This is a genomic window from Halomonas bluephagenesis, assembly GCF_054790765.1.
This window is the reverse complement of the sequence record NZ_CP133631.1, coordinates 1,840,410-1,864,990: the sequence shown is the minus strand read 5'-3', so window position 1 is coordinate 1,864,990 and position 24,581 is coordinate 1,840,410. Positions and strand designations below refer to the sequence as shown.

At 53.4% G+C, this 24,581-nt stretch carries 20 protein-coding genes; 16 read left to right on the top strand and 4 right to left on the bottom strand.

All coding sequences use genetic code 11. The annotated features are described in order from the left end of the window. Positions 1-69: 69 nt before the first annotated feature. From REH51_RS08140 to ybiO, 3 genes are all read left to right on the top strand, one after another. Positions 70-891 (top strand): IclR family transcriptional regulator, encoded by an 822-nt coding sequence (locus REH51_RS08140; protein ID WP_498937529.1) that lies wholly within the window; start codon positions 70-72, stop codon positions 889-891. Positions 892-937: 46 nt separating this feature from the next. Continuing rightward, positions 938-1,369 (top strand): YqaA family protein, encoded by a 432-nt coding sequence (locus tag REH51_RS08135; protein ID WP_498937527.1) that lies wholly within the window; start codon positions 938-940, stop codon positions 1,367-1,369. A 215-nt stretch (positions 1,370-1,584) separates the two neighbouring features. After that, positions 1,585-3,966 (top strand): mechanosensitive channel protein, encoded by a 2,382-nt coding sequence (gene ybiO, locus REH51_RS08130; protein WP_498937525.1) that lies wholly within the window; start codon positions 1,585-1,587, stop codon positions 3,964-3,966. A gap of 114 nt (positions 3,967-4,080) precedes the next feature. Here the strand turns inward: ybiO and REH51_RS08125 are convergent, their stop codons facing one another. Then, entirely contained in the window at positions 4,081-5,691 is a 1,611-nt protein-coding gene (locus tag REH51_RS08125) for a BCCT family transporter (protein ID WP_498937523.1), read from the bottom strand. 244 nt (positions 5,692-5,935) lie between these two features. Beyond that, entirely contained in the window at positions 5,936-6,682 is a 747-nt protein-coding gene (locus REH51_RS08120) for an SDR family NAD(P)-dependent oxidoreductase (protein ID WP_009723160.1), read from the bottom strand. 219 nt (positions 6,683-6,901) lie between these two features. Between REH51_RS08120 and folK the strand changes: the two genes are divergently transcribed. Together folK and REH51_RS08110 are read left to right on the top strand one after the other, a co-directional pair. Continuing rightward, a complete protein-coding gene (gene folK / locus REH51_RS08115; RefSeq protein WP_009723159.1) occupies positions 6,902-7,348 on the top strand; it encodes a 2-amino-4-hydroxy-6-hydroxymethyldihydropteridine diphosphokinase in 447 nt (148 codons plus the stop codon). Between the two features lie 75 nt (positions 7,349-7,423). Next, a complete protein-coding gene (locus tag REH51_RS08110) occupies positions 7,424-8,245 on the top strand; it encodes a flagellin N-terminal helical domain-containing protein (protein WP_498937521.1) in 822 nt (273 codons plus the stop codon). Between the two features lie 9 nt (positions 8,246-8,254). On the opposite strand, the gene REH51_RS08105 is transcribed toward REH51_RS08110, so the two are convergent. Beyond that, positions 8,255-9,808: a BCCT family transporter gene (locus REH51_RS08105; RefSeq protein WP_498937519.1), complete on the bottom strand. Its 1,554-nt coding sequence runs from the start codon at positions 9,806-9,808 to the stop codon at positions 8,255-8,257. A 342-nt stretch (positions 9,809-10,150) separates the two neighbouring features. Beyond that, entirely contained in the window at positions 10,151-10,894 is a 744-nt protein-coding gene (locus REH51_RS08100) for a DUF481 domain-containing protein (RefSeq protein ID WP_009723156.1), read from the bottom strand. A 208-nt stretch (positions 10,895-11,102) separates the two neighbouring features. Between REH51_RS08100 and REH51_RS08095 the strand changes: the two genes are divergently transcribed. The 11 genes from REH51_RS08095 to REH51_RS08045 all read left to right on the top strand — a co-directional run bounded on the left by REH51_RS08095 (position 11,103) and on the right by REH51_RS08045 (position 24,561). Continuing rightward, a complete protein-coding gene (locus REH51_RS08095; RefSeq protein WP_498937517.1) occupies positions 11,103-12,788 on the top strand; it encodes an ATP-binding protein in 1,686 nt (561 codons plus the stop codon). Positions 12,789-12,821: 33 nt separating this feature from the next. Then, the gene (locus REH51_RS08090; RefSeq protein ID WP_498937515.1) at positions 12,822-13,553 is read left to right on the top strand and encodes a response regulator; all 732 of its coding nucleotides are present in this window, start codon (positions 12,822-12,824) and stop codon (positions 13,551-13,553) included. Positions 13,554-13,733: 180 nt separating this feature from the next. Next, on the top strand, positions 13,734-14,726 hold the full coding sequence (locus REH51_RS08085; RefSeq protein ID WP_498937513.1) for a Bug family tripartite tricarboxylate transporter substrate binding protein: 993 nt from the start codon (positions 13,734-13,736) through the stop codon (positions 14,724-14,726). A gap of 108 nt (positions 14,727-14,834) precedes the next feature. Next, entirely contained in the window at positions 14,835-15,317 is a 483-nt protein-coding gene (locus REH51_RS08080; protein ID WP_498937511.1) for a tripartite tricarboxylate transporter TctB family protein, read from the top strand. A 49-nt stretch (positions 15,318-15,366) separates the two neighbouring features. Next, the gene (locus REH51_RS08075; RefSeq protein ID WP_498937509.1) at positions 15,367-16,866 is read left to right on the top strand and encodes a tripartite tricarboxylate transporter permease; all 1,500 of its coding nucleotides are present in this window, start codon (positions 15,367-15,369) and stop codon (positions 16,864-16,866) included. A gap of 385 nt (positions 16,867-17,251) precedes the next feature. Next, the gene (gene urtA, locus REH51_RS08070) at positions 17,252-18,604 is read left to right on the top strand and encodes an urea ABC transporter substrate-binding protein (protein WP_498937507.1); all 1,353 of its coding nucleotides are present in this window, start codon (positions 17,252-17,254) and stop codon (positions 18,602-18,604) included. 101 nt (positions 18,605-18,705) lie between these two features. After that, on the top strand, positions 18,706-20,319 hold the full coding sequence (gene urtB / locus REH51_RS08065) for an urea ABC transporter permease subunit UrtB (protein ID WP_009723147.1): 1,614 nt from the start codon (positions 18,706-18,708) through the stop codon (positions 20,317-20,319). 3 nt (positions 20,320-20,322) lie between these two features. Further along, positions 20,323-21,468, top strand: coding sequence for an urea ABC transporter permease subunit UrtC (gene urtC, locus REH51_RS08060; protein WP_009723146.1), 1,146 nt, complete (start codon positions 20,323-20,325; stop codon positions 21,466-21,468). Further along, a complete protein-coding gene (gene urtD / locus REH51_RS08055; protein WP_498937505.1) occupies positions 21,465-22,301 on the top strand; it encodes an urea ABC transporter ATP-binding protein UrtD in 837 nt (278 codons plus the stop codon). Before urtC ends, urtD begins: the two co-directional genes overlap by 4 nt. Then, positions 22,301-23,011: an urea ABC transporter ATP-binding subunit UrtE gene (urtE, locus tag REH51_RS08050; protein ID WP_498937503.1), complete on the top strand. Its 711-nt coding sequence runs from the start codon at positions 22,301-22,303 to the stop codon at positions 23,009-23,011. The genes urtD and urtE overlap by 1 nt, the downstream gene beginning before the upstream one ends. Positions 23,012-23,193: 182 nt before the next feature. Beyond that, entirely contained in the window at positions 23,194-24,561 is a 1,368-nt protein-coding gene (locus REH51_RS08045) for a diguanylate cyclase (RefSeq protein ID WP_498937501.1), read from the top strand. Positions 24,562-24,581 lie beyond the last annotated feature (20 nt).

Sequence of the window (24,581 nt, the reverse complement as noted above, 5' to 3'; positions counted from 1 at the left end):
CTGCCCCGCTGGCGCGTTATCCTCCCCCACTTTATGCCTTCAGGAGAGGCGCCTTCAGGAGAAAGTAAGGTGAGTGACGTAAAGCGCAGGTCAGTCGGACGTCCGGCAGGGGCCACCAAGCCGAGCGGTGGGCACAGCCAATCATTAGTACGTGGCCTCACGCTGTTAGAGCATTTGTCGGCAAGCCCATTAGGGTTAGCCCTGTCAGAGTTGGCGGAGATGGCTGATCTCGCGCCATCCACTACTCACCGTTTGTTGCAGGCGCTACAGAGTCAGGGGGTCGTGACGCAAGAGAGTGAGCAGGGGCTTTGGCGTATTGATGTTAAAACTTTCCGCATTGGTAACAGTTTTTTAGAAGCGCGCGACGTCGTTACCCAAAGCAGGCCCTTTCTACGCCGCTTAACCGCAGAAACAGGCGAAACTGCCAACTTGGGCATTCGGGATGGTGCAACCGCGGTATTTCTTGCCCAGCATGAGTCGCCGCAGATGATGCGCATGATTACTCGCCTAGGCTCGCGGGCGCCGCTGCATGCTTCAGGGGTGGGTAAAGCCTTACTGGCCTGGATGAGCGAAGACGAGCGTACCGCGCTGCTTAAAGGTTACGACCTTGCCCGGGTGACTGAAAATACCCTGCATCAATCCGATGAGCTGTTGACCGAAATGGCCACTATTCGTGCTCAGGGATTTGCCTGCGACCGCGAGGAGCATGCAGTGGGCTTACATTGCGTTGCCGCCTGCATTCACGATGAGCACGGCACGCCGCTGGCGGCTATTTCAGTCTCTGGGCCAATGGCACGCATTCCTGAAGAGCGCCTGCTGGCGTTGGGTGCGTTAGTGCGCACAATTGCCGACGAAATCACTCTACAGCTGGGTGGCCAACTGCCCCGATGAGCAGTGCTTCGTGGACCAGCAGTGACTGACAAAGGCGGCACCCATTATGTTTAGCTTATTCTGGGTGGCGCTAGCGAGTGCCACCTTACTGCCTGGCGGCTCAGAGGTGTGGTTGGCACGGCTGTGGGGTTTAGGCGAGTCCGCGCTTGGGCTGTGGCTCGTCGCAACCGCTGGCAATACGCTGGGCAGTATGATCAATGTGGCGCTGGGACGTTATGCTCGCCAGTTTCAACATCGCCGCTGGTTCCCAGCGTCGCCCGCTGGCCTAGCTCGCGCAGAGCGTTGGTACAAGCGTTTTGGCGAAGTTAGCTTGCTGCTTTCCTGGGCACCTGTCCTTGGTGACCCCCTGACTGTGCTCGCAGGTATCTTTAGGCTGCCCTGGTGGCGTGCACTGCTTTGGATTGTGGTAGCCAAAGGGGCACGCTATGGGCTGTTGTTGGCGTTAGCCCACCAATGGCTGGCGCCGCTTTGCGGGTAAATCTAAAGATAATGGCCAACTTTCGTAGCGTTGACGTAATAAACATTGACGAGGCTAGTGGCGAGCCACGCTCTTTTTTCCATGTTACCCTGTTTGTCTTTTATACAAACCTAGCACCCACGTAGAGTGCAATATGAATAGCGTGCACTATGATGTGCATAAAATGAGTTAATAATGACATTGAGTAAAAGACTCACCCAAAGGGAGGTTTAGGTGTGACGCCATTACGTTTTTTCCCCTGGCTAGGCGTCTGGTTATTGATGCTATTCGCCTTTCTAACAACGCCTGCGTTGGCACAAACGTCGCTAAGTGCAGGCAGTGAAGACACCGCTAACGTCGAAGAGCAGCCCTCCTACTCGGCACTTGCCGATCTGCTGGAAGATGAGCAGGCGCGTCAGGAGCTAATTGAGCTGTTGCGAAACCAGGCGTCAGTGTTACCCAACGAGCTGACCAGTGAGCTATCACCGGTGGCCGCCGCCCAAGGTAGCGACCTTGCTCCCGAGGATGTATCACTGCCTCGACAGCTTGCAGAGCTAACCAGCCGCGTAGTGGGGGATGTTGGCGGCCAGATAGAGCAGGCGGTGTCCGTTGTAGGTGGCCTGTTTACCGGTCAAGGGGCGGGTACCTTCGACATGGCCGCGTTTGTTAGTGCGGCAATTAATCTAGGTATCGTGATTGTTGCGACGTTCGCGATATTTTTACTTTCCCGTCGTTTGGCTAAACCGTTATTCACTAAAATCAGTGGCTGGTCTCAACAGGGCAGTGGTTTAACGCCCGTGCTGCGTTTGGTGTTGTGTGTCGCTATTGCTGCCGTCGTAGATGTGTTGTTGGTCGCTTTTGCCTACGTGGGCGGGAACTTGTTAGCGACGTTTGCGATTGGCGAAACAGGTGAACTCTCTACTCGTGCCTCGCTATTCCTGAACGCTTTCTTGGTTATTGAACTGTTGAAAGCCGGTGTGCGTATGCTGTTCTCTTCCCGCTACGAAGGGCTGCGCTTGTTACCTATTTCAGCAAAAGAGGCTTCCTACTGGAATCGTTGGTTAGCGCGTTTAATTGGCATGGTTGGCTATGGCTTTATGGTGGTCGTGCCACTGGTTAATTTCTATATTGCGGCAACCTTGGGCCAAGCAGTCGGCACCTTTATTATGCTGTTGGCCTTCATCTACGCGGTAGGTGTCGTGCTTAAAAACCGCGTACGCCTGCGTGATAATCTTGACCAGATGGCAGCACGAGCGACGATGCCCGCCAGCCGTGTATCGCTGCACCTGTTTGCTCGAACCTGGCACTTATTCGCATTGCTCTACTTCCTGATGGTGTTTGTGCTTACGTTGACACGCCCTGGGGATGCATTGCCGTTTGTACTGTTTGCCACATTGAAGACATTGGCAGCCGTGGTCATCGGCCTTTTGATCTCGGCGTTCCTTACGCAAACGATTGGTCGTCGTATCCAGCTATCCGATGATCTGCGTCGTAAGCTACCGATGTTGGAAGTGCGCTTAAATAGCTATGTGCCCAATGCCTTACGCGTGCTGCGCACCGTGTTATTAATAGCGGTCATTATGGTCGTGCTGGATGCCTGGGGAGTGTTTAACTTAGCGGCATGGTATGCCTCTGAACGTGGCGCGAACCTCGTCGGGAAACTTACCAGCGTCGCCATAATCCTGATCGTTGCGTTTGGTGTGTGGCTGGGGCTAGCGAGTTTGATCGAACATAAGCTCAACCCGGAAACGGGGCATGGCGAACCCTCTGCGCGTGCTAAAACGCTGCTGAGTCTGTTCCGTAACGCCTTAGTGATTGCCATGGTGACGATTACCGGCATGATCGTATTATCGGAAATAGGCATTAATATCGGGCCGCTTATTGCTGGTGCCGGTGTGCTGGGCTTGGCGATTGGTTTTGGTGCCCAAAAGTTGGTGCAGGATGTAATTACGGGTGTCTTTATTCAGGTAGAAAATGCCATGAATACCGGTGATGTGGTGACGGTAGGCGGCGTCACTGGTACCGCTGAACGGCTTAGTATTCGTTCAGTAGGCATTCGCGATCTGTCAGGCCCCTACCACATCGTGCCGTTCTCCAGCGTTGATACTGTGTCTAACTATATGCGTGAGTACGGTAACCACGTCGGTGAATACGGTATTGGCTATAACGAGAGCATTGACGAGGCGATTGAGCAGCTGCAGTTGGCGTTCGAAGATCTGAAAGAGAGCGCAGAACCCAGCCATAAACTGCTGGCTGACCTGACGGTTGCAGGCGTTACCGCGCTGGCCGACAGCTCTGTCAATATTCGTGTGGTGATCAAAACAACGCCGGGCGATCAGTGGGGTGTCGGGCGTGCTTATAACCGTTTAGTGAAGTTGCGCTTTGATGCAGCAGGAATCGAGATTCCATTCCCGCATACCACGCTCTATTTCGGTGAAACAAAAGGTGGTAAAACACCACCCGCTAATGTGCGTGTGTTGGATTCCACTGCTGAGCGTAAAAAGGTGGAAACGTCGCAGATCCGTCAGGACAGCGAGCAGCCATCAAACCAGTCAGTTCAGTCCACACATGAGCCTGATCACCTAAAGCCTGATCATGGTGATGTTGATGATGTGTAAGCGCTAGGATGCCGGTCATTGAAACGGTTGACTAGATGACAAAGCCGCCCTTTTGGGCGGCTTTGTTGTTAGTGCGCAACCTCTACTGTGTGGCAGGCAGCGTGTCGCAGCCGCTTACAGGTTATCCAGATTCGGAGCCTGCTGGGGCCGCACAATCTTGATATTTTCCTTCATTAGTGCCTTCATTAGCGAAAACACCATGGCAAATACCATGATGAAAATCGGTAGGCCAATGACGGTAATCACTTGCTGTAGCGCCACTAACCCCGCATCCCCTGCGAGTATGATCAGCATGGCGGCAACGGCACCTTCCGAGACTCCCCAGAATACCCGCTGATGGATAGGGCCGGGTTCCGTGTCGCCGGTACACAGTAGGTCGATGACCAACGAAGCCGAGTCCGACGAAGTGGCAAAGAAAATCGCCACGATCACGACGGCAAGTCCTTGGATCAGCGTAGCAGCAGGGAAGTGCTCGAAGAACGCAAACATCGCTAATGGCACGCTATCCATGACGGCGGCCGTCATCACGCCAGCTTGGTCGCCCAGCTGTTCGCGAGCGGCCGCACCGATACCATCGATTTCCATGGCCGACCAGCCAAAAATGGCGAACCACACTAGCGTAAATACAGAAGGCGCAAACAGCACACCAAGGACAAACTCACGGATGGTACGACCCTTGGAAATGCGTGCTACAAACAAGCCGATAAAGGGAGACCATGTCACTGTCCAGGCCCAGTAGAAGACTGTCCAGTTCCCCTGCCAGCCCCAACTGCCTTCTTCCCGGGTATATTGCGCTAAGGTGTCGTTCCAAAACGACAGAGGCACGATGTTGGAAATATAAATGCCAAGCGTTTCGATAATACCGCGCAGTAGAAAGACGGTAGAGCCGGTAAACAGTACAAACAACATCAGCCCTACGGCCAGACCGATATTGACGTTAGAAAGCAGCTTTACGCCTTTATCCAACCCCCCTGCAATGGAGGCTACCGCGCCCGCCGTTAGCACGGTGATGATAACGACTTTACTGGTCACGCTATCAGCAATGCCAAAGAGTTCGCTTAGCCCTGCATTAATCTGAGAAGTGCCCAGCCCGATAGAAACGGCCACCCCAAACAGCGTTCCGAGCACCGCAAAGATATCGATCGTTTTACCGATAGGCCCGTAAATGCGCTCCTTGAGCAGCGGATAGAACACCGAGCTGACACGTACTGGTAGGTCGTAACGGTAAATAAAGTAGGCAAAGGCTAGCCCCGGTAGGGTGAAGATGGTCCAGGTATGCAAGCCCAAGTGATACAGCGAAAAGCCCATCGCCTCCCGGGCGGCTTCTACCGTGTGTGGCTCAATATCGCCGTGGGGAGGGGTAGCAAAGTGAAAGACTGGTTCGGCGACTCCCCAGAACATCAATACCGTGCCGATACCGCCAGCAAACAGCATGGTGAACCAGGAAATGTTGCCATATTCCGGTCGGTCGTCTTCGCCGCCCAAGCGAATATTGCCGTAACGGCTCAACGCTATCCAAAGCAAAAAAACCAGCCAGAAACTAACCCCGAAGATAAAGAACCAGCCCAGATTAGTGACCACCCAGGTGCGGCCAGTGGCAAAAACGTTTCCGATAGCCTCTGGGGCAACGATAAGTGCCACCAGAAATAGCAGCATTAATCCGGCAGAGGCAAAGAAAATAGTAGGGTCCGTGCGAAGCCCCAGCCGTTGCGCGAGTTTTTCCATGAGAAATTCCTTTTTATTGTTGGAATAGTCGACTCGAAGGGTTGTATGCCAGCTGAAAACAGACGACTTTTAGGAGTCTACCGATAATCCTTCTGCCCATGGAAGACGTGAAATGTGGCCTTTAGTTAAATCGTGCGGCGCTTACCAGAGAGCCACAAAAAGACTGCCGGATGCTCTTAATAAGCGCCGGCAGCGTATATCGTAGGGGTTTTTTGAAGACAGGTTCGAAAGACGGCTTTTACTTTTAGCCTGGATAGTTTTCGGAATGACGCCCTTCAAGGTTGATCGACTCGCCGCCATCGACAAATAGAATTTGCCCAGCAACAAAGCCATTGTCTAATAAGTAGTGCAAAGCTTGTACAAGGTGGGAGGGGTTACCCTGGTGTTTAACGGGAATACCTTCAATACGCCATTGAATATAGTCGCTGGTGCGTTGAGAGGCAGGCAGTACCACGCCGGGAGCAATACCGTTAATACGCAGCCGTGGTGCAAACTCAAGTGCTGCCATGCGCGTCATGTCCGCAAGGCTCTTTTTCGACAGTAAATATGCTGCATAAGGGTATTGATGGTAGGCCACTTTATTGTCAATGATGTTAATAACTTGGCCGTTATCGACGGTGTCTGCAAAGTGTCGTGTGAGCAGCAATGGTGTAAACATATTGACTCTAAATTGCGTCTCCAGCATGGCCATGTCGGTGTCTGCAATGGGAGCAGGCTCATACGCAGAAGCGCTATTAAGCAGCACATTTAGGTTCGGGAAGTGCTGTTTGGCGGCTGTCACAAGCTCTTCAAGAGAGTCGCTCAAAAAGTTACACGGCAGTATTTCGCAGCGCTGGCCTTTGGCGCGAATTGTCTTAGCAACGTCTTCGGCTTCATCACGTGAGCTATTCACGTGTAAGGCAATATCATAGCCTTTATCTGCCAGGGCTTCGGCGAAATAACGCCCCAAACGTGTGGCGCCGCCAGTGACAAGTGCAGCAGATGAACTCATGCAAGATTCCCCAAAGTGGATTAACTTTTCAACGTACTAAGCGTTAAGCATGACTTTCTGCGTGAGCGTAGCGTTTGTCAATGTCTTGTACAGGACTTGAACAAAATAACAGGCCAGCTAATCTTACGTATCATCAATGTGACTCGACCACCGTCTTCGGGTTATGCCTTTAAGAGTAGGGTTTCTAAGATTTAGGGCCTCTAAGATTAGGATGCAGCTATGCCACTCTCGTCGTTAAACACTACGCCCGATACGGCCTACCATGAATGCTTAATCTCTCTCGGTACCAATATTGAGCCGGAACATCACTTTCACGAAGCACTGACCATTTTGCGCAGTGAATGTGAGCTGATAGCAAGCTCAGAGGCGATTCGCACAGCCCCGGTTGGCTATCAACACCAGCCAGATTTTCTTAATGCGGCGTTACTGGTGCGAACAACGCTTGATCACGACGCTTTCCGCGCCTACTTAAAAGATGTAGAAAACCGCCTGGGGCGTGTACGTGGCCCCATCAAATCAGGACCGAGAACCATGGACTTGGATATTGTGGCGTGGGACGGTGAAATCATCGACGAGGGGTACTACCAACATAGTTACGTGCGTCGTCCGGTAGATGAAGTGCTCACAGCCAGTTGCCGTTCACTTAAACAACGAGAATATTCATGATTTTTGCTTAGTGGCCGATAATAAGAAAAGTAGTCCTCCATCTTTGGGCGGGCTGACCTTCCACGGAGGCGCGCGTTGCTTAGCCTAAACACGAATCTGATGTCTCTTATCGTGCAGAACAATCTGCGTGGCAGCCAGCAAGCCATGCAGACGGCTATGGAGCGCCTGTCATCTGGGCTACGCATCAACAGTGCCAAGGATGATCCTGCAGGTCAGGCGATTGCCAACCGTATGAGTGCTCAGCTGCGTGGTATGGAGCAAGCCATTCGCAATACCAACGATGGTATTTCCATGGCGCAAACAGCGGAAGGCTCGCTAGACCAAATTAACGATAACTTGCAGCGTATTCGTGAACTGAGTGTGCAAGCAGCTAACGGCACTAACTCTTCTGATGACCTTGTTTCAATTCAAGACGAGATTGATCAGCGCCTAGAAGAAATTGATCGTATTGCCGAGCAGAGCAACTTCAACGGCATCAAGTTGTTTGATAGTACCAAGTCGGTAAATATTCAGGTGGGTGCTAACGATGGCGATAGCATTGCGGTGCGCTTTGCAGCCATGAATAGACAGGCACTGGGGCTGGAAAACTTTAGTGTTTTAGATAATGGCAGTGCAACAGAAAGCCCGCTGAAGGCGATGGATGATGCTATCAAACAGGTGGATCGCCAGCGGAGCTATTTAGGCGCGGTGCAAAATCGCTTCGAAAGTGTGATTGATGGCCTCAATACCAACATTATCAACACGTCTGCTGCTCAGTCGCGTATTCAAGACGCTGATTATGCCCGTGAAGTTTCCAATCTAATTCGAGCGCAAATTCTGCAGCAAGCAGGCATTGCGATTTTGGCTCAGGCCACCCAGCAGCCGCAGATGATTCTACGCCTGCTGGAAGGGTTATGATAAAAACCGTTACTCGATAATGCCTTGTTCACGCGCCATGGCATAGGCTGGTTGCGGGCCATTCCACAGCGATGGTAGCAAAATTAGTGAAACGGGAATTGCGGTAATCACGATAAATTGCTGCAAAGCGCCAATCTGCCCAGCGCCCATGTAAAGCAGCACCGCTGCCATTAGCGCCATGGCAATCCCCCAAAAAGCACTCACGTAAGGGCTCGGGTCATCATGGCCCGCACCCACTACCGCAATGGCGTAACTCATCGAATCACCGGTGGTGGCCACAAAAATCGTAGTCAGTAACAAAATTGCCAGTGCCATCCACGTGCCTCCGGGGAGCGCCTGGGCCACGGTGAGCGTCGCCACATCAAACTGGAAATTATTCAGCGCTTCTGTCAGGTCGATTACGCCGGTGAGCTGGTAGTAAATGCCCGAGCCGCCAAGCAGGGTAAACCAGACGGTGGTAGCAATGGGGGCGAGTACTGCCACGGCAAGAATCATCTCGCGAATACTACGCCCACGTGAAATACGCGCCACGAAAATTGCCATCAGCGGTGCATAGCCAATAAACCAAGCAAAGAAAAAGACGGTCCACCACTGCATCCACCAGGCGGGGGCGGTGTCGGCGGTCATAGTTGCCATGGTGAAGAACTCACTCATGTAAGCGCCCATGCTTGACACATAGGTGTTGACCAAAAACAGCGTGGGGCCAAACACAACAATCACCGCGCCAATGGCAAGTGCCAGCAGTACGTTAAAGCGACTAAGTAGTTGAATGCCTCTATGAACACCGCTCATGGAAGAAAGCACGTAAATGCAGCCGAGTACCGCCAGGATAATGAGCTGCCCTGGGTAGCCCTCGGGGGGGCCGAACAGCTCATGCAAGCCAAAGCTGACCTGAGTAGCCAGAAACCCAATGGGGCCGACGGTACCTGCTACCAGTGCAATTACGCAGCAGGCATCTACCAAGCCACCTAGCGGGCCGCGCATGAGGCGCTCGCCAAAAATGGGGTAAAGCAGCGTGCGTGGCTGTAACGGCTGGCCTTTTACATAGTGGGCATGGGCGAGCACTACAGCGGTCAGTGAGCCAAGCACCGCCCAGGCTAGAAAGCCCCAGTGCATAAACGACTGGGCAAGGGCGCTTGAAACGGCTTCGGCGGTGCCTGCTTCGGTGTCAAAGGCAGGTGGCGTTACTACGAAGTGATATATCGGCTCTCCGGCGGCAAAGAAGACGCCACCACCTGCGAGTAATGTGCACAGAATGATCGATAACCACTTGAATGTGCTCATCTCTGGAGTATCGAGATTGCCAATCTTGGCTTTTGCCGCTGGCGTAACTGCCAAGCCAATGGCAATAAAAAAGGTCAGTAACAGTAGCAACTGAAAGTAGCTGCCTAGCACTAGGGCAGTCCAGGCAAAGCCAGCACTAATTGAGTTGGCGACAAGATCAATGTCGTAAAAGGAGAGGGCAAGAAACGCCACAATAAAACCGATGCTAAGCACCAGTACGATGGGGTCGCCGAGGGAAAACCGCGAAGAACCCTCGCTGGTGTGGACAGGTTGGTTCATTAAGAACACCTATGTTTGATGGGGATTGGGTAAGCGGGGCCATTGAGCTTAACAAAACCGTGCGTGAGCAGGCTTAACGCTCAAATGCGCTCGGTTTTCAAAACAAAAAAAAGCGCCATTCAAGGAATGGCGCGAGGACAGGAAACTGAAAATATTATATCTCGAATATAGACCAAGGTCTAATGATGAAAGAAAAATTGCATGAAAATGGTGCGAGGAGCGCTGGTGATGCACCATTGTGAACCGGTTAGCAATTGCCGTAATTGGCTGAAAAATAAGCTAACTACCTGATAATTATTGTGAATAAATTAAAGTGTTGCTGATAAAGTAAGCAATGGCGTGTCACCAGTGATATAGCAGTGACGCGCTGGTAGTGCTGTCAGTGCGTTCATTGGCATCATCAGGCGGCTGCGAGTTGTGCTTGATTTCATGGGAAAGGCGCAGCGAAAGACGTGAATTAAGTCGAGCCGTCAGTGCCGTTAATGAACGCGCTGTGGTGTTCTTGCGGGTATATTCCACCGACATTTCCTGAGCGATATCAGCGTAATCCGAAAAACCAAATCGATAGTCGAGTGCCGTATAAGCAACAGCCAATTGTTCATTATCGGCGTCGCGCAGTCGGTCATTTCGATATCCAGGCCCCGCTTCTAACGAAAGTGAATGCCGCTCGCCGGTTAGCAGCTGACGCCCATAACCACCAATGGCGGAAAGCTGCTGATCGTAGCCAGCAAAGCGGTCTTTTTCCCAGCGGGCAAAGCCAAACAGGTAGTGGGGCCCGCTAAAGTCAAAGCGCTCTCTCCCTGCCACTAAATATTGTTCTGCACTGGTTTCTCCGTTCTTGCTCACATTGCGCACTTCACCGCGCAGCGAGTGAGTGAAGTCTCCCGTTAGCCACGTCAGTCGTGTCTTTCCAATCAACGTTTGGCTATTGGTGTTGCCGGAAAGATGGGTAAAGCCAAGCTCGGCATCGCCACTGAACACAGGCGTATCATCTTGTGGCGGTGGTGGGGCGTAAAACGGATAAGCGGCGGCGGAGGTTGCCCATAGCGACAAGCTAGTCAGCAAAACATTTCTTAATAAGCTCAACACGTAACTCCTCCGTGAGTATCGGTCATTGTGAGAGGCGGGATGTTGCAGGATGAAAGGTCGTCATGCACGCTTAAAAAGTGGTGAGTATATCGATAAAAACAAAAACAGTAGCTGCTAAATAAGCAAACAATTGAAAAAACGCAACGGCTAACGCCGCTTGGCGCTGCATGCCATAATGACGCTGTTGCGTCTAGTGAGTTCCTTTATGACCGCCCCACGCCCTCGTACGTTGGCTGAATTACAGCGCTGGCGCCGCACTCGCGCCAAGCGTCGCTGGTACAAGCGAAGTTTTCGCCTGCAGGTCATGTTGCTAGTTGGCCTGCTATTGGCGGGTATGTTGTTGGCGCAGGGTACCTACCTGAATCACCGAAAAGCAGAAATTATTACCCATCAAATGGGCGAGCGGGCGCTGGCAGTGGCCAAGACCGTGGCAGGCATGCCGCAAATTGTTAATGCTTTCTCGACACCTAACCCCTCGCTGACTATTCAGCCGCTTGCTGAGCGAGTTCGCCACGAGACTGGTGCCCGCTACGTTGTGGTCGGTAATGCTCAGTCGATTCGCTACTCGCACCCAGTGCCTGAGCGGATTGGACAGCCAATGGTGGGTGGCGATAATGACCTAGCGCTGATCCACGGACAGTCATACGTATCGGAAGCCACTGGAACGCTAGGAACCGCCATGCGGGGCAAAGCGCCCATCTGGGATGAAGAGGGCAACATCATCGGGGTGGTTTCGGTGGGCTTCATGCTGGAGCGGGTTGATATGGATGTGGCTCGCTATACCAGCTTGGGGTGGGCGCTGGTAGCGCTGATGATTTTGCTGGGATTTGCTGGGGCGTATTGGCTCTCGCAGCATCTTAAAAAGGTCATTCTTGGTTTAGAGCCTTATGAAATAGCCCGCTTGGCCATGGAAAAAGAGGCCATCTTGCAATCCATCCACGAAGGCATCTTGGCGGTTAACCGCGATGGCCAGATCACCTTGGTCAATCAGCAGGCGCGACGCTTTCTAGGGTTATCGGATGAACAGGTATTACTGGGGCAGCCGATTCGTGAGGTGGTGCCCAACTCGCGGTTAATAGAGGTGCTAAAGCACGGCGAGCAGGAGTTTGACCAGGAAATGTGGCTGGGTGACCATCCGGTAGTGGCCAACCGTGTGCCCATTCTGCATGAAGGCGAGATTGAAGGTGCCGTTGCTACGTTTCGTAGTCGCCGTGAAATTATTGATCTTCCCCAGGCACTTCCCCAGGCAAGCCGTGATGTGGATATGTTACGTGCCCAGGCTCACGAGTTTTCCAACAAACTTTACACCATTTCTGGGCTCTTGCAGCTTAACCGGGCTGACGAGGCGCTAGCGCTGATTCATCACGAAACCGAACGTGCTCAGGCGCAAATGAGCTTTTTAATGCGCCACGTGGCTGATGCGGTACTCAGTGGCACATTGCTGGGTAAATTGACCCGTGCCCGGGAGCTGGGGGTGGCACTGGAAATTGATGAGCAGAGCTCGCTTTCCTGCCCGCTGACGGTTACCGGGCAAGAGGTGATGATGAGCGTGGTGGGCAACTTATTAGATAATGCCTGCCATGCAGCGCTGAATGGCCCAAACAGCGATACCCCGAAAGTCCGCCTATTTTTTACGGATCTGGGGGAGCAGCTGTTGATTGAGGTAGAGGATAACGGCTCTGGCGTACCCGGCGAGCATGCGGAATCGATCTTTCAAGAAGGGTTTTCGACCAAAACCGGTAAACATCGTGGCATTGGTTTAGCGCTGGTCGCCCGGCTGTGCCGTCAGCACGGCGGCGAGGGGACATTAGAAGAGAGCGAATTAGGCGGTGCGTGCTTTATTGCCGTGCTGGATCGTTCGCTTTGCGATCAAGTAGCCACGACGACTTAAATCATAATAACGACGCCAGTAAGAGGAATGACTATGTCTACGACGCAATACGGCATTTTGGTCGTCGAAGACGATTTTCGCATTGCTGATATCCACAAGGCCTTTATTGAGCAGAGTGACGGTTTTTATGTAGTGGATATGGCGCGCAACGGCAGTGAGGCAAAGGCGCTAATGGCCCAGCATGCTGAGGCTATTCAACTAATCTTATTAGATGCTTACTTGCCTGATGTGGAAGGCCTGGAGCTTTTATGGGCCATTCGCCGCGACTATGTGCATGTGGATATCGTCATGGTGACAGCTGCCCGCGAAGTAGAAACCATCAGCGAAGCGTTGCGTGGCGGGGGATTTGATTATTTGATTAAACCGATTGAGGCGACGCGCATGACACAAATGCTGACGCGTTTTCGCCGCGAGCGAGAGGCGTTGGCTAATCGGGCTGAAATGAGTCAAGACGAACTGGACCATGTGCTTGCTCGCCTGCAGCCAGGAGAACCTCAGCGGGTAGCTGCACGCACGTTACCTAAGGGGATTGACCGCCTGACCCTGCGCCGTGTGGTGGATTCGCTGGCAGCCGAATGTGATTCCCAGACGGCGATGCAGGTGGCGCAGGTGATGGGGGCAAGCCGCTCGACAGCGCGGCGTTATTTGGAGTTTTTAGTGGCTGAACAAGCGGTTAACGCAGAAATTGGTTACGGCGATGTCGGCCGACCCGAGCGGCGTTATCGGCTGCTGGAATCTTCCTCAACATGGCTGGAATCACTGTAAACGAGCCTTTATAAACAGGCCGTGAACAAAATGAACAAAACGCACACAAAGCACTTTTTGCCATTAATGGTCATAAGCTTGTCGCTAGGAGTGGCGGGCTTCTAATGTGAAGGGTGTAACCACACAAAGATACGTAGACAACAACCATTTATAACAATATAGCTAATGTGGAGAACGCCCATGACCATGCTTCCCCTTAAGCGCTTTGCCGTGCTTGCCTTACCGATGGCTGCCCTCGCCATGACGACGTCCGCCAGCGCCCAAGAGTGGACACCGAGTCGCTCGATTGAATTTGTTGCCCCGGCCAACCCAGGTGGCGGTTGGGATACGCTAGTGCGCACCATGTCCCGCGTTATTCAGCAAGAAGAGCTGGCCGACGAAAGCTTTGCCGCCATTAACGTGCCTGGCGGCGGCGGTGCAGTTGCTTGGGCTCAGGTAGCCCGTGATAACGGCAATCCGCATAAACTTTTTGCTACCAGTCCGCCGATGATTTTAGTGCCGCTGGCAGGTGCATCACGTTACGACCACACCGATTTCACCCCGATTGCGCGCATCAATACCGACTATTCGATTATTTTGGTCGCTGCAGACTCCGAGTATCAAAACCTGGATGATCTTTTTACAGCGCTCAAAGAGAACCCTAGCTTAAGCGTGGGCGGTGGTAGTGCGCCGGGCTCGATGGACCACATCTCGGTTGCTGGTCTTGCCTCTGCGGCGGGTATGGAAGCCTCCACGGTCAACTACATCCCCTTCTCGGGCGGTGGCGACGCCATGACCAATCTGATGGGTGGCCATATCGAAGCAGTGGTTGGCGGTGCCGGTGAAGCGGTTGGCCAGCTTGGCGAAGGTAGCCAGCTGCGCGCGGTGGGCGTCTCTTCTGAAGAGCGTCTGGGTGGCGGCTTGGCCGACGTTCCCACTTACCAAGAGCAGGGTTACGACTACACCTTCGATATTTGGCGTGGCGTAATGGGCGCGCCCGAAATGCCTGAAGAGGCGGTTGAATACTACGAAACGCTCTTCGCTGAAATGCTCGAAACTGACGCATGGCGCGAAGCAAGTGATCAGTTGGGCTGGATTGATGCCTACCAGGATAGCGACGCTTTCGCTACTTTCCTGGATGAGCAGCAAGAGCAGTTCAGCAGCGTATTGACCGATCTGGGCCTGATGCGTTAGTAAGCGCACGCCCCAGAGGCCCCCCGGTGGCAGCTTGCCACCGGGATCTTCCGTCTGATACCGCAAGGGTCGTGCTGAATAGCAACGACGTCTTCGGAGAGCTTTCCCATGACTCGATTCAATACCAACCAATGGCTAGCGCTTGTGTTGGCGTTAGGGGCGGCTGCCTATCTGGCAATGGCCTGGCAAATTCCCAACTTTCCGCTGCCCCGCCCGGTGGATTCTGACATGTTTCCAAAAGTGTTAGGTGTCTCCTTGTTGTTGCTGTCGGCGTGCTTGTTTTTTGAGCGTCCCGGCCCTGTTGCGGGTGCCGATCAGATTGATCAAACCGAAACCCAGGGGCCTCTGCTGCTAACGCCTTGGGCACGCGTGATCGTGACCGCCATCGCCATTGCTGCCTACGCATTCTTACTCGTGCCGCTGGGCTTTGTGCTGGCTTCGACGCTGCTGTGTGTTGGCCTAACCGCCTACTACGGCTACCGTCGCCATGGGGTCAATCTGGCAACATCGCTTGGGGTGGTGTTGGCGCTGTATCTGACCATGACGCGGGTAATGGATGTTTACCTACCCACTGGCGTGCTGCCGTTTTAACCAAGCCGCGCTTGCCCACTGTTAGCGGGTTTAAAAGAGAGACACTCCCATGGATGCCTTTAACAATCTAATGTATGGCTTTGGCATCGCGCTTGAGCCTATCAATATCGCTTACGTCTTTGCTGGCGTCTTTGCTGGCACCATTATTGGCATGTTGCCCGGCCTTGGGCCGATCAGCGCGCTGGCGCTGATGATTCCGATTACCTTTGCTATGGAGCCTTCTTCAGGGTTGATCTTGATGGCTGGGGTGTATTACGGCGCTATTTTTGGCGGCTCCACCTCGTCTATTTTGCTTAACGCCCCTGGTGTGGCGGGAACGGTAGCGACCTCTTTTGACGGCTACCCGATGGCCAAGCAAGGGTTGGCAGGTAAAGCGCTAGCCATTGCCGCTTACTCCTCCTTCGTTGGCGGCACCATCTCTGTTGTTTTCCTGATGTTGATTGCGCCACTGCTCTCCAAAGTGGCGGGGAGCTTTGGTCCTGCTGAATACTTCGCACTGATGGTGCTGGGTTTAACGGCGGTTGTGTCGTTATCCGATAAGTCGCTGGTCAAAGGCTTAATTGCCGCCGTTATCGGGGTAATGATCTCGATCATTGGGATTGATATGCAAACCGGCACCGAGCGCTTTACCTTTGGTTCTATTCACCTGCTCGACGGAGTCGACTTTCTGGTCGTCGCGCTGGGTATCTTCGCGTTAGCCGAAGTGTTTTACATGTTACTGCGCGGTGGCGGTGGTAAAGAAGCGCCTCGTAATGCCATTGGTTCGTTGAAGTTGACCCGCAGTGAAGTGAAGCAGATTGCTGGTCCGGTTAGCCGCAGTTCAGTATTGGGCTTCTTTACTGGCGTACTGCCGGGCGCCGGGGCGACCATTGGCTCGTTTCTTGGCTACAGCATGGAAAAACGCATTGCCAAAGATGGCGATACGTTTGGTAAAGGCAACATCAAGGGCGTTGCAGCGCCGGAAGCGGCGAATAATGCGGCGTGTACCGGTTCGTTTGTACCGCTGTTAACCTTGGGTGTGCCGGGTTCGGGCACCACCGCCGTACTACTTGGCGCACTGCTGGTGATGGGGGTTAATCCTGGCCCGATGATGCTTGAGCAGCGCCCGGATGTGTTCTGGGGCGTGGTTGCCAGTATGTACATCGGCAATATCTTCCTACTGGTACTTAACCTGCCGCTGATTCCGCTGATCGCCAAAATTCTCGATCTGCCCAAGCCGTTGCTGCTATCACTGATTTTGATCTTCTGCATGATCGGTGTTTACGGCATGAGCTTCAGCGTGTTCGACCTATTGCTGCTGCTGGGTTTTGGCCTGGTTGGCCTAGGGATGCGCTTGTTTGGTTTCCCCGCCGCACCGCTGATTCTGGCGCTGATTCTAGGCAACATCATGGAAGAGTCTATGCGCCGCGCGCTGCAGATCTCCGGTGGTGATTGGATGACCTTTATCGACAAGCCGATTTCTCTGTCGTTACTGGTGATTGCTGTGCTGTCGCTTGGTTTACCGCTGCTGAAAAAGCGCCGCACGAAGCGTTTGCCTACCGCTGAATAGAACACAAGTATGAGCGTAAAGCGCCCTAGGGTTTCCTAGGGCGCTTTTTTTGTGAAAGAAATTGGTTAGATAAATAGGCCTGGAAAGCAGAAAGCGCACTATTGGTGCGAGGTGCCGTTGTGGTGCATAAACAGCGTGCATTTTTTGGGCGCTAGCGCGCCACGATAGTGCGGTGTGTGAAAGTGGGGCTGCTTTTTTTAAAGCTAACCTTCTGATTTTAAGTTTTTTAATGTTTCTTCTTCTGGTGTGGCGCAAACCTTGCAAAAGCTAATAGCTAGTGGATGCACCAAGCCCCGCAATGTCCGTACCCACGTTACATAACGGGAAGCCTTGGCCGCGAAGCTCAAATAACGAGCCCCGTCATAAGGGGCGCAAGGAGGTTCAAGTGACCACATTGCAGCGCAAGACACACCCTCGTACCGTTGGCCGTTTCGCTACTGCCTTAATGACTGCCGCCGTCATGGGAGCCAGTGCACAGGCCATCGCCCAAGATGACGATCCGATCAAGGTCGGTATCCTTCACTCGCTTTCAGGCACCATGGCGATCAGCGAGACCGTTCTCAAAGACACCGTTGAGATGCTCATTGAGCAGCAGAACGATGCGGGTGGTTTGCTGGGCCGCCAACTTGAAGCGGTCGTTGTCGACCCCGCCTCTAACTGGCCACTATTTGCCGAGCGCGCTAGAGAGCTGCTGGCGCAAGAAGAAGTCGACGTGATCTTCGGCAACTGGACCTCCGTTTCCCGCAAGGCAGTACTGCCGGTTGTGGAAGAGCTTAACGGCCTGTTGTTCTACCCGGTGCAGTATGAAGGTGAAGAGTCCTCTGAAAACGTCTTTTATACCGGTGCCGCGCCTAACCAGCAGGCAATTCCCGCGGTTGAGTACCTGATCAATCAAGTGGGTATCGAGCGCTTTGCACTGGTGGGTACCGATTACGTCTATCCGCGTACCACCAACCGTATCCTCGAAGCTTTCCTCAAAGATGAGCATGGCATCGCTGATGAGGACATCATGATCAACTACACGCCGTTCGGTCATTCAGATTGGCAGAATATCGTGGCAGAAATACGCCGCTTTGGTGAAGAGGGTAAACCCACGGCTGTTATCTCAACGATTAACGGCGACGCCAATGTGCCGTTTTACACCGAGCTTTCTAACCAAGGTATTGATGCTGCCGATATTCCAGTCATTGCCTTCTCAGTGGGCGAGCAAGAACTCACCGGCATTGATACTGGGCCGCTGGTCGGCCACTTGGCGGCCTGGAACTACTTTATGAGCGTCGATACTGATGACAACTACGACTTTATCGACGCCTGGATTGAGTACACTGGCGATGATATGGCGGGTACCAACGACCCCATGGAAGCGCACTACATTGGCTTCAATATGTGGGCCGAAGCGGTGCGCAAAGCGGGCACTACCGATGTCGATGCGGTGAAAGACGCCATTATCGGTGTCACCGTACCTAACCTTTCCGGTGGTTATGCGGCCATGATGCCCAACCATCACATCACAAAGCCGGTACTGATTGGTGAAATTCAGGACAACGGCCAGTTCGATATCGTCTGGCAAACCCCCTCTACTGTGGCGGGCGATGCATGGTCTGACTACTTGCCTGGCTCACGTGATTTGATTGCCGATTGGCGCAAGCCCATGGAGTGCGGCAACTTCAACGTGGTGAACGGCTCATGTGGTGGTAGCACCGCAGCAGAAGAAGCCGAAGCGGCCCTCGCTGAGTAAATGATGATCCCTCGCTGCTTGGTTAAACGCTGAGTGGTGGGGGAGCACGCTACCTCCCTTTTTTAGATCACTGTTTCTAATATAACCAAAGGAAGAACCCCATGAGGCGTTTCCTTTCCTTAGGGTTGCTGTGCCTGCTGTTGTTAAGCGTCACAGTTACCGCCCAGGCACAAACAAGCGGCACCGCTGAGGCTGATGACGCAGCGGCACTTGAGCTACTAGAAGCGCTAGATGTGCGTTCTTATCCAGCCAAAGGCGAAGCGATTATCGCTATTTTGCAAAGCGATGACGAGCGCGCGCGTGATTGGCTGCAGTCATTGTTGGATGGACGCTTGCAGCGCACTGACGGCGGCCGTTTTGTGGTGGTGCTCGATAATCAAGGTCGCGACTGGCCTGTTGCGGATGCTTTAACCGGCGAACCACTTGGTGAAATGTCTCGGCGTGACTTAGATCGTATTGGCATTAACAATGCACTGCGTAATCAGTTACGTAGCGCTATTGCCGTAGTGGATTTGTATTCGCCAAATGTTGAGCGCCGTCGTACTTCAGCCAGCCGACTATTGGGTGAGGTCGATGAAGAGCTGGCCGAACCGCTCAGTGAACTGATCGTTGAGGAAGAAGATGCTCAGGTAACGCGCAGACTTACCCAAGCGTTAGCTATTTACCAAGTCGAAAGCGGCGAGCTTGAAGGCGTTGAAACGCTGCGAGGCAGTTTGCATCCACGTGTTCGAGTCGCACTTAGCCGGGCAGCTAATAGCGATGACCCTATTATTGCCGATGCCGCCAATGAAGCGCTGATCAGCATTGAGCAGAATCTCAAAATTAATCGTGGTTTAGAAACGCTCTACTTCGGGCTTTCGCTTGGCTCGGTGTTGGTGCTGGCAGCGATTGGCCTAGCGATTACCTTCGGCGTGATGGGTGTTATCAATATGGCCCACGGCGAGCTGATCATGCTGGGCGCTTATACCACCTGGATGATGCAGCAGCTCTTGCCCGGCCAGCCGGGGCTGGCGCTAATTCTGTCGATTCCCGCAGGCTTTATGGTGGCCGCCCTTGTGGGCATTGCCATTGAGCGAGGCGTCATTCAGTTCCTGAAAGGCCGCCCGTTGGAAACCTTGCTGGCGACGTTCGGTATCAGCCTGATTTTACAGCAACTGGTGCGCACGGTGATTTCACCGCTAAACCGTACGGTTATAACGCCAGAATGGATGAGCGGTTCATTAGTGATTAACGACGCCCTGTCGCTGACCCTTAACCGTATGTTTGTACTTGGTTTTGCACTAGTGGTGTTTGCCGTGCTGATGCTGATTATGCGCCGCACGCGCCTGGGGCTTGAAGTACGCGCAGTGACCCAAAACCGTGCCATGGCGCGTTCCATGGGCATCCGCGCCACGCGGGTCGATATTATGACCTTCGCGTTAGGGTCTGGCGTCGCAGGTTTGGCAGGCGTTGCGTTATCACAGCTTACTAACGTCGGCCCCAACCTGGGCCAGAACTACATTATTGATTCGTTCATGGTGGTGGTGTTTGGCGGCGTAGGTAACCTGTGGGGCACGTTGGTGGCCGGGCTTTCCCTGGGCATTATCAACCAAGTGTTGGAGCCCTGGGCAGGCGCCGTGCTGGCCAAAATTATCGTGCTGGTATTTATCATTCTGTTTATTCAAAAACGCCCGCGTGGACTCTTCCCGCAGAAGGGCCGGGCTGCGGAGGGCTAACCTATGATGACGCACTCATCTTCAAGCCAGTTTTGGCTAACCCGCCCGTTTGGCGAACGGGCTACGCAGATCTTTCTTGGGGTGCTGTTTGCCGCACTGCTGCTAGTCACGGTACTGCATTTAGCGGTGCCCCAAGGCCACCCGCTGCACGTCAATGCTTACACCGTGAACCTGTTCGGCAAGTACTTAAGCTACGCGCTGCTGGCAGTGGCGGTGGATTTGGTATGGGGCTATTTGGGCATTTTGAGCTTGGGCCACGGGGCGTTTTTTGCCATTGGCGGTTACGCCATGGGCATGTACCTGATGCGCCAAATCGGTGACCGCGGTACTTATGGCGACCCGGTACTACCGGATTTTATGGTGTTTCTCAGTTGGGACAGCCTGCCCTGGTACTGGCTCGGTTTTGATATGGCCTGGTTTGCGTTTGCCATGGTGCTGTTAGCCCCCGGGTTATTGGCACTGGTATTCGGCTTTTTGGCGTTTCGTTCACGGGTCACTGGAGTGTATCTGTCGATTATTACCCAGGCGCTGACCTTTGCCCTGATGCTGGCATTCTTCCGCAATGAGATGGGCTTTGGTGGCAACAACGGGCTGACTGATTTCCGCGAGCTGCTGGGCTTCAACCTGCGCAGTAACGACACTCGCTTAGGGCTGTTTATTGCCACCGGCGTTGCGTTGGCACTGGGTTATATCCTGTGTCGGGCGATTGTTACCAGCAAGCTAGGTCGGGTGTGTGTGGCAACCCGGGACGCCGAAGCCCGCACGCGGTTTATTGGCTATCGGGTCGAACGCTTCCAGCTGTTTGTGTTCGTGGTTTCCGCCATGCTGGCAGGCTTGGCTGGCGCGCTTTATGTCCCTCAAGTGGGAATTATCAATCCCAGCGAGTTCTCGCCGATTTTCTCGATTGAAATTGTGCTGTGGGTGGCGCTGGGTGGCCGTGCCACGCTGTATGGCGCGGTCATCGGGGCGATCTTAGTCAACTACGCCAAAACAATTTTCACTGGCGTGATGCCCGATGCATGGCTATTTGCCCTGGGCGCGATGTTTGTCTTGGTCACCGTGTTTCTACCCAAAGGCGTGGCGGGGTTGTTGCTCCACCTAAAACGTCGCAAAAAAGCCGATACCTTGCCGAAGGAGGCTACCGCATGAGCTTGTTGCAATCGCTAACCACGCGGGATCGGGTGTTTGATTTTATGGCCCCTCAGGCCTCACCGGTAGATGTGCGTCATGGCCCGATTCTGTATATGGAAGATGTCTCGGTGAGCTTCGATGGCTTCAAGGCAATCAACAACTTAAACCTGACCATTGATGACGGTGAACTGCGCTGCATTATCGGCCCCAACGGGGCCGGTAAAACCACCATGATGGATATCATTACCGGCAAAACGCGCCCTAACGAAGGCAGCGTGTGGTTTGGCAGCCGCCATAATTTACTGCAAATGAATGAACCGGATATCGCCAGCTTGGGGATTGGCCGTAAGTTCCAAAAGCCCACGGTATTTGAAGCGCTGAGCGTGTTCGAAAACCTGGAGCTGGCGATGGCCGCCGACAAGCGCATTCTGCCAACCCTGACCGCCCGCATGACCGGTGAGATTAAAGACCGCATTGATGACGTGCTGGAAACGATCGGCTTGACCGAACTGCGCTACCAGCCGGCAGGGATTCTTTCCCACGGCCAAAAACAGTGGCTGGGAATTGGCATGCTGTTAATGCAACGCCCGCGCCTGCTGCTGGTAGATGAACCCGTTGCTGGGATGACGGAGCAGGAGATGGAGCGCACCGCTGAGTTGCTGACGGGCCTAGCGGGTAAGCAGTCGGTTGTCGTGGTAGAGCATGACATGGGCTTTGTACGTTCTATTGCCCGCAAAGTGACCGTGTTGCACCAAGGCAGCGTGCTGGCGGAAGGCAGTATGGATCAGGTATCCAGCGACCCGAAAGTGGTTGAGGTGTATCTGGGTGCAGACGACGAGGAGGCTGCCTAATGCTGGCGATTGAAAAGCTCAACCAGTTTTACGGGGAAAGTCACACCTTGTGGGACTTAGATCTCGACGTGCCTGAAGGCCAGTGCACCTGCGTGATGGGCCGCAACGGGGTGGGTAAGACCACCTTAATGAAAGCCATTAGGGGCGAAGTGGCCGTAAAGAGTGGCCAGCTACGCTATCACAACGGTAAAGAAGGTCAGGTTGAACTGACGAAGAAAGCCGTTGAGGCACGTTCCCGTTTGGGCATTGGTTTTGTCCCCCAGGGGCGGCAGATTTTTCCGCTGCTCACCGTGGAAGAAAATCTACGCACTGGCTTGGCAGCGCGCAGTGATGGGCTGAAAAAAATCCCCGAGCGTATCTATGAACTGTTCCCTGTTTTAAAAGAGATGAAGCATCGCCGTGGCGGTGATTTGTCCGGTGGGCAACAGCAGCAACTCGCCATTGGCCGTGCGCTGGTGATAGAGCCCAAACTGCTGATTTTGGATGAGCCAGGAGAAGGCATTCAGCCCAATATTGTGGCGCAAATCGGTCAGGTCATTCGCCAACTGATCAAGGAAGATGGCTTAACGGTACTGCTGGTCGAGCAGAAGCTGCCCTTTGCCCGCAAGTACGCCGACCGCTTTGTGATTATGGATCGCGGCCGACCGGGCGCCAAAGGCGAGATTGCTGAGCTTTCCAATGAACTGATCAAGCAACATTTGACCGTCTAAGTTATCCACAGCTGGTTTCACTGACGTCCGCCATTATCTTATTCACAGCGTTGTCTGATTCACAATCGCGCCTCACTCAAGTCAATGGCGGACTTATTATGAAAAACCTGAGCTGAGTACGCATTGGCACTATTATTTTGCGTGTAAGATGACCCGTCTTCTTAATAATAATTGGGTGCGCAATGCGCTACAAAGATAAACATCAGCTCGCCGCCGAATGGCAAGTGCTTTTAGAGCGCACGCCAATATTGCTGCGCCAAGCAGTGGAAACGTTGGTAGAGCACCACTGCGACCGCTTTGCGGATCATTTTTATGGGGTAATGCTGGAAGACCCCCACGCGTCGCTTTTTCTCTCTAATGACCAAGTACGGGAGCGTTTAAACCCGTCTATGCGGCGCTGGCTGAAGGCAATGTTTACCGTTGAGCAGGCCGATTTTTACGCCCTGGTAGAACAGCAGGAAAAAGTGGGCCATGTGCATGCCCGTGTCGACATTCCTGTTAACTTGGTGCTTAACGGGGCAAGGCAGTTAAAGCAGGCGTTTTATCAACAAATTAACGCTATGTTTGCCACGCCTCTGTCGCCAGGTGATGCATGCGTCTACGTCTCAGATCATATTGATATGGCCATGGAAATCATGAGCCATGCCTACTCAGTCGCCAATGATCGCAATGCACGCACCGAAGAAGCGTACAAGCTATTTGCTCTTACCCAGAATATTGGGGACGAACGCGAGCGTCAGCGCTCTGCGTTATTGAACTGGGAAAATGAGCTGATGTTTGCCGTTGCCGCGCAGCAGGAAACGGCAACACTGCCCAAACTTTCCAAATCGGAATTTGGCTTGTGGTATTTTCACAAAGCCTGCCATGCCTTTGAAGGCGCGCCAGAAATCACCACGATTTCGCGACATATCCGTCAGGTCGATCAAGAGTGGCTTTTTGCACTGGGTCAGGATGACATGGGCCAGCGGCTTAATGCCCTGAGTGATATTCGCGATGCGGCGCGCACCATTTTAATGCTGCTAGATGACGTGCTGGAGCGTGCCTCGGGGCTAGAGGCGGGGGGCGATAGCTTGACGCGTTTGTTGAATCGCAAGTTTCTGTCAGTGGTGCTGAGCCGGGAAATTGAAATTGGTCGCCATTCAGAAAAACGCTTTGCCCTACTGATGGTGGATATAGACCACTTCAAGGCGATTAACGATACCCATGGCCATGATGCTGGTGACAATGTGCTGCAGCAGGTGGCCAGTATCCTCGATCGTTCCACCCGTGGTGGTGATTATGTATTTCGGATGGGCGGCGAAGAGTTTTTGATTGTGTTGGTCGATAGCGACCCGGATGGCAGCCGACTATTTGCTGAGCGTCTCCGTCAGGCAGTGGCCAAAGAACCCATGCTGGCCGCCGCCGATACGCTGCTTAATGTGACTGTCAGCGTAGGCGTAACACTTCACGACGGCCATCCTGATTATCAGCGTTCGATGCAGCTCGCCGACCAAGCACTTTACCAAGCGAAGCGCAGTGGGCGTGACCGAGTGGTCGTACAAAACGCTTAAACGTGTGATTACGGTGCGAC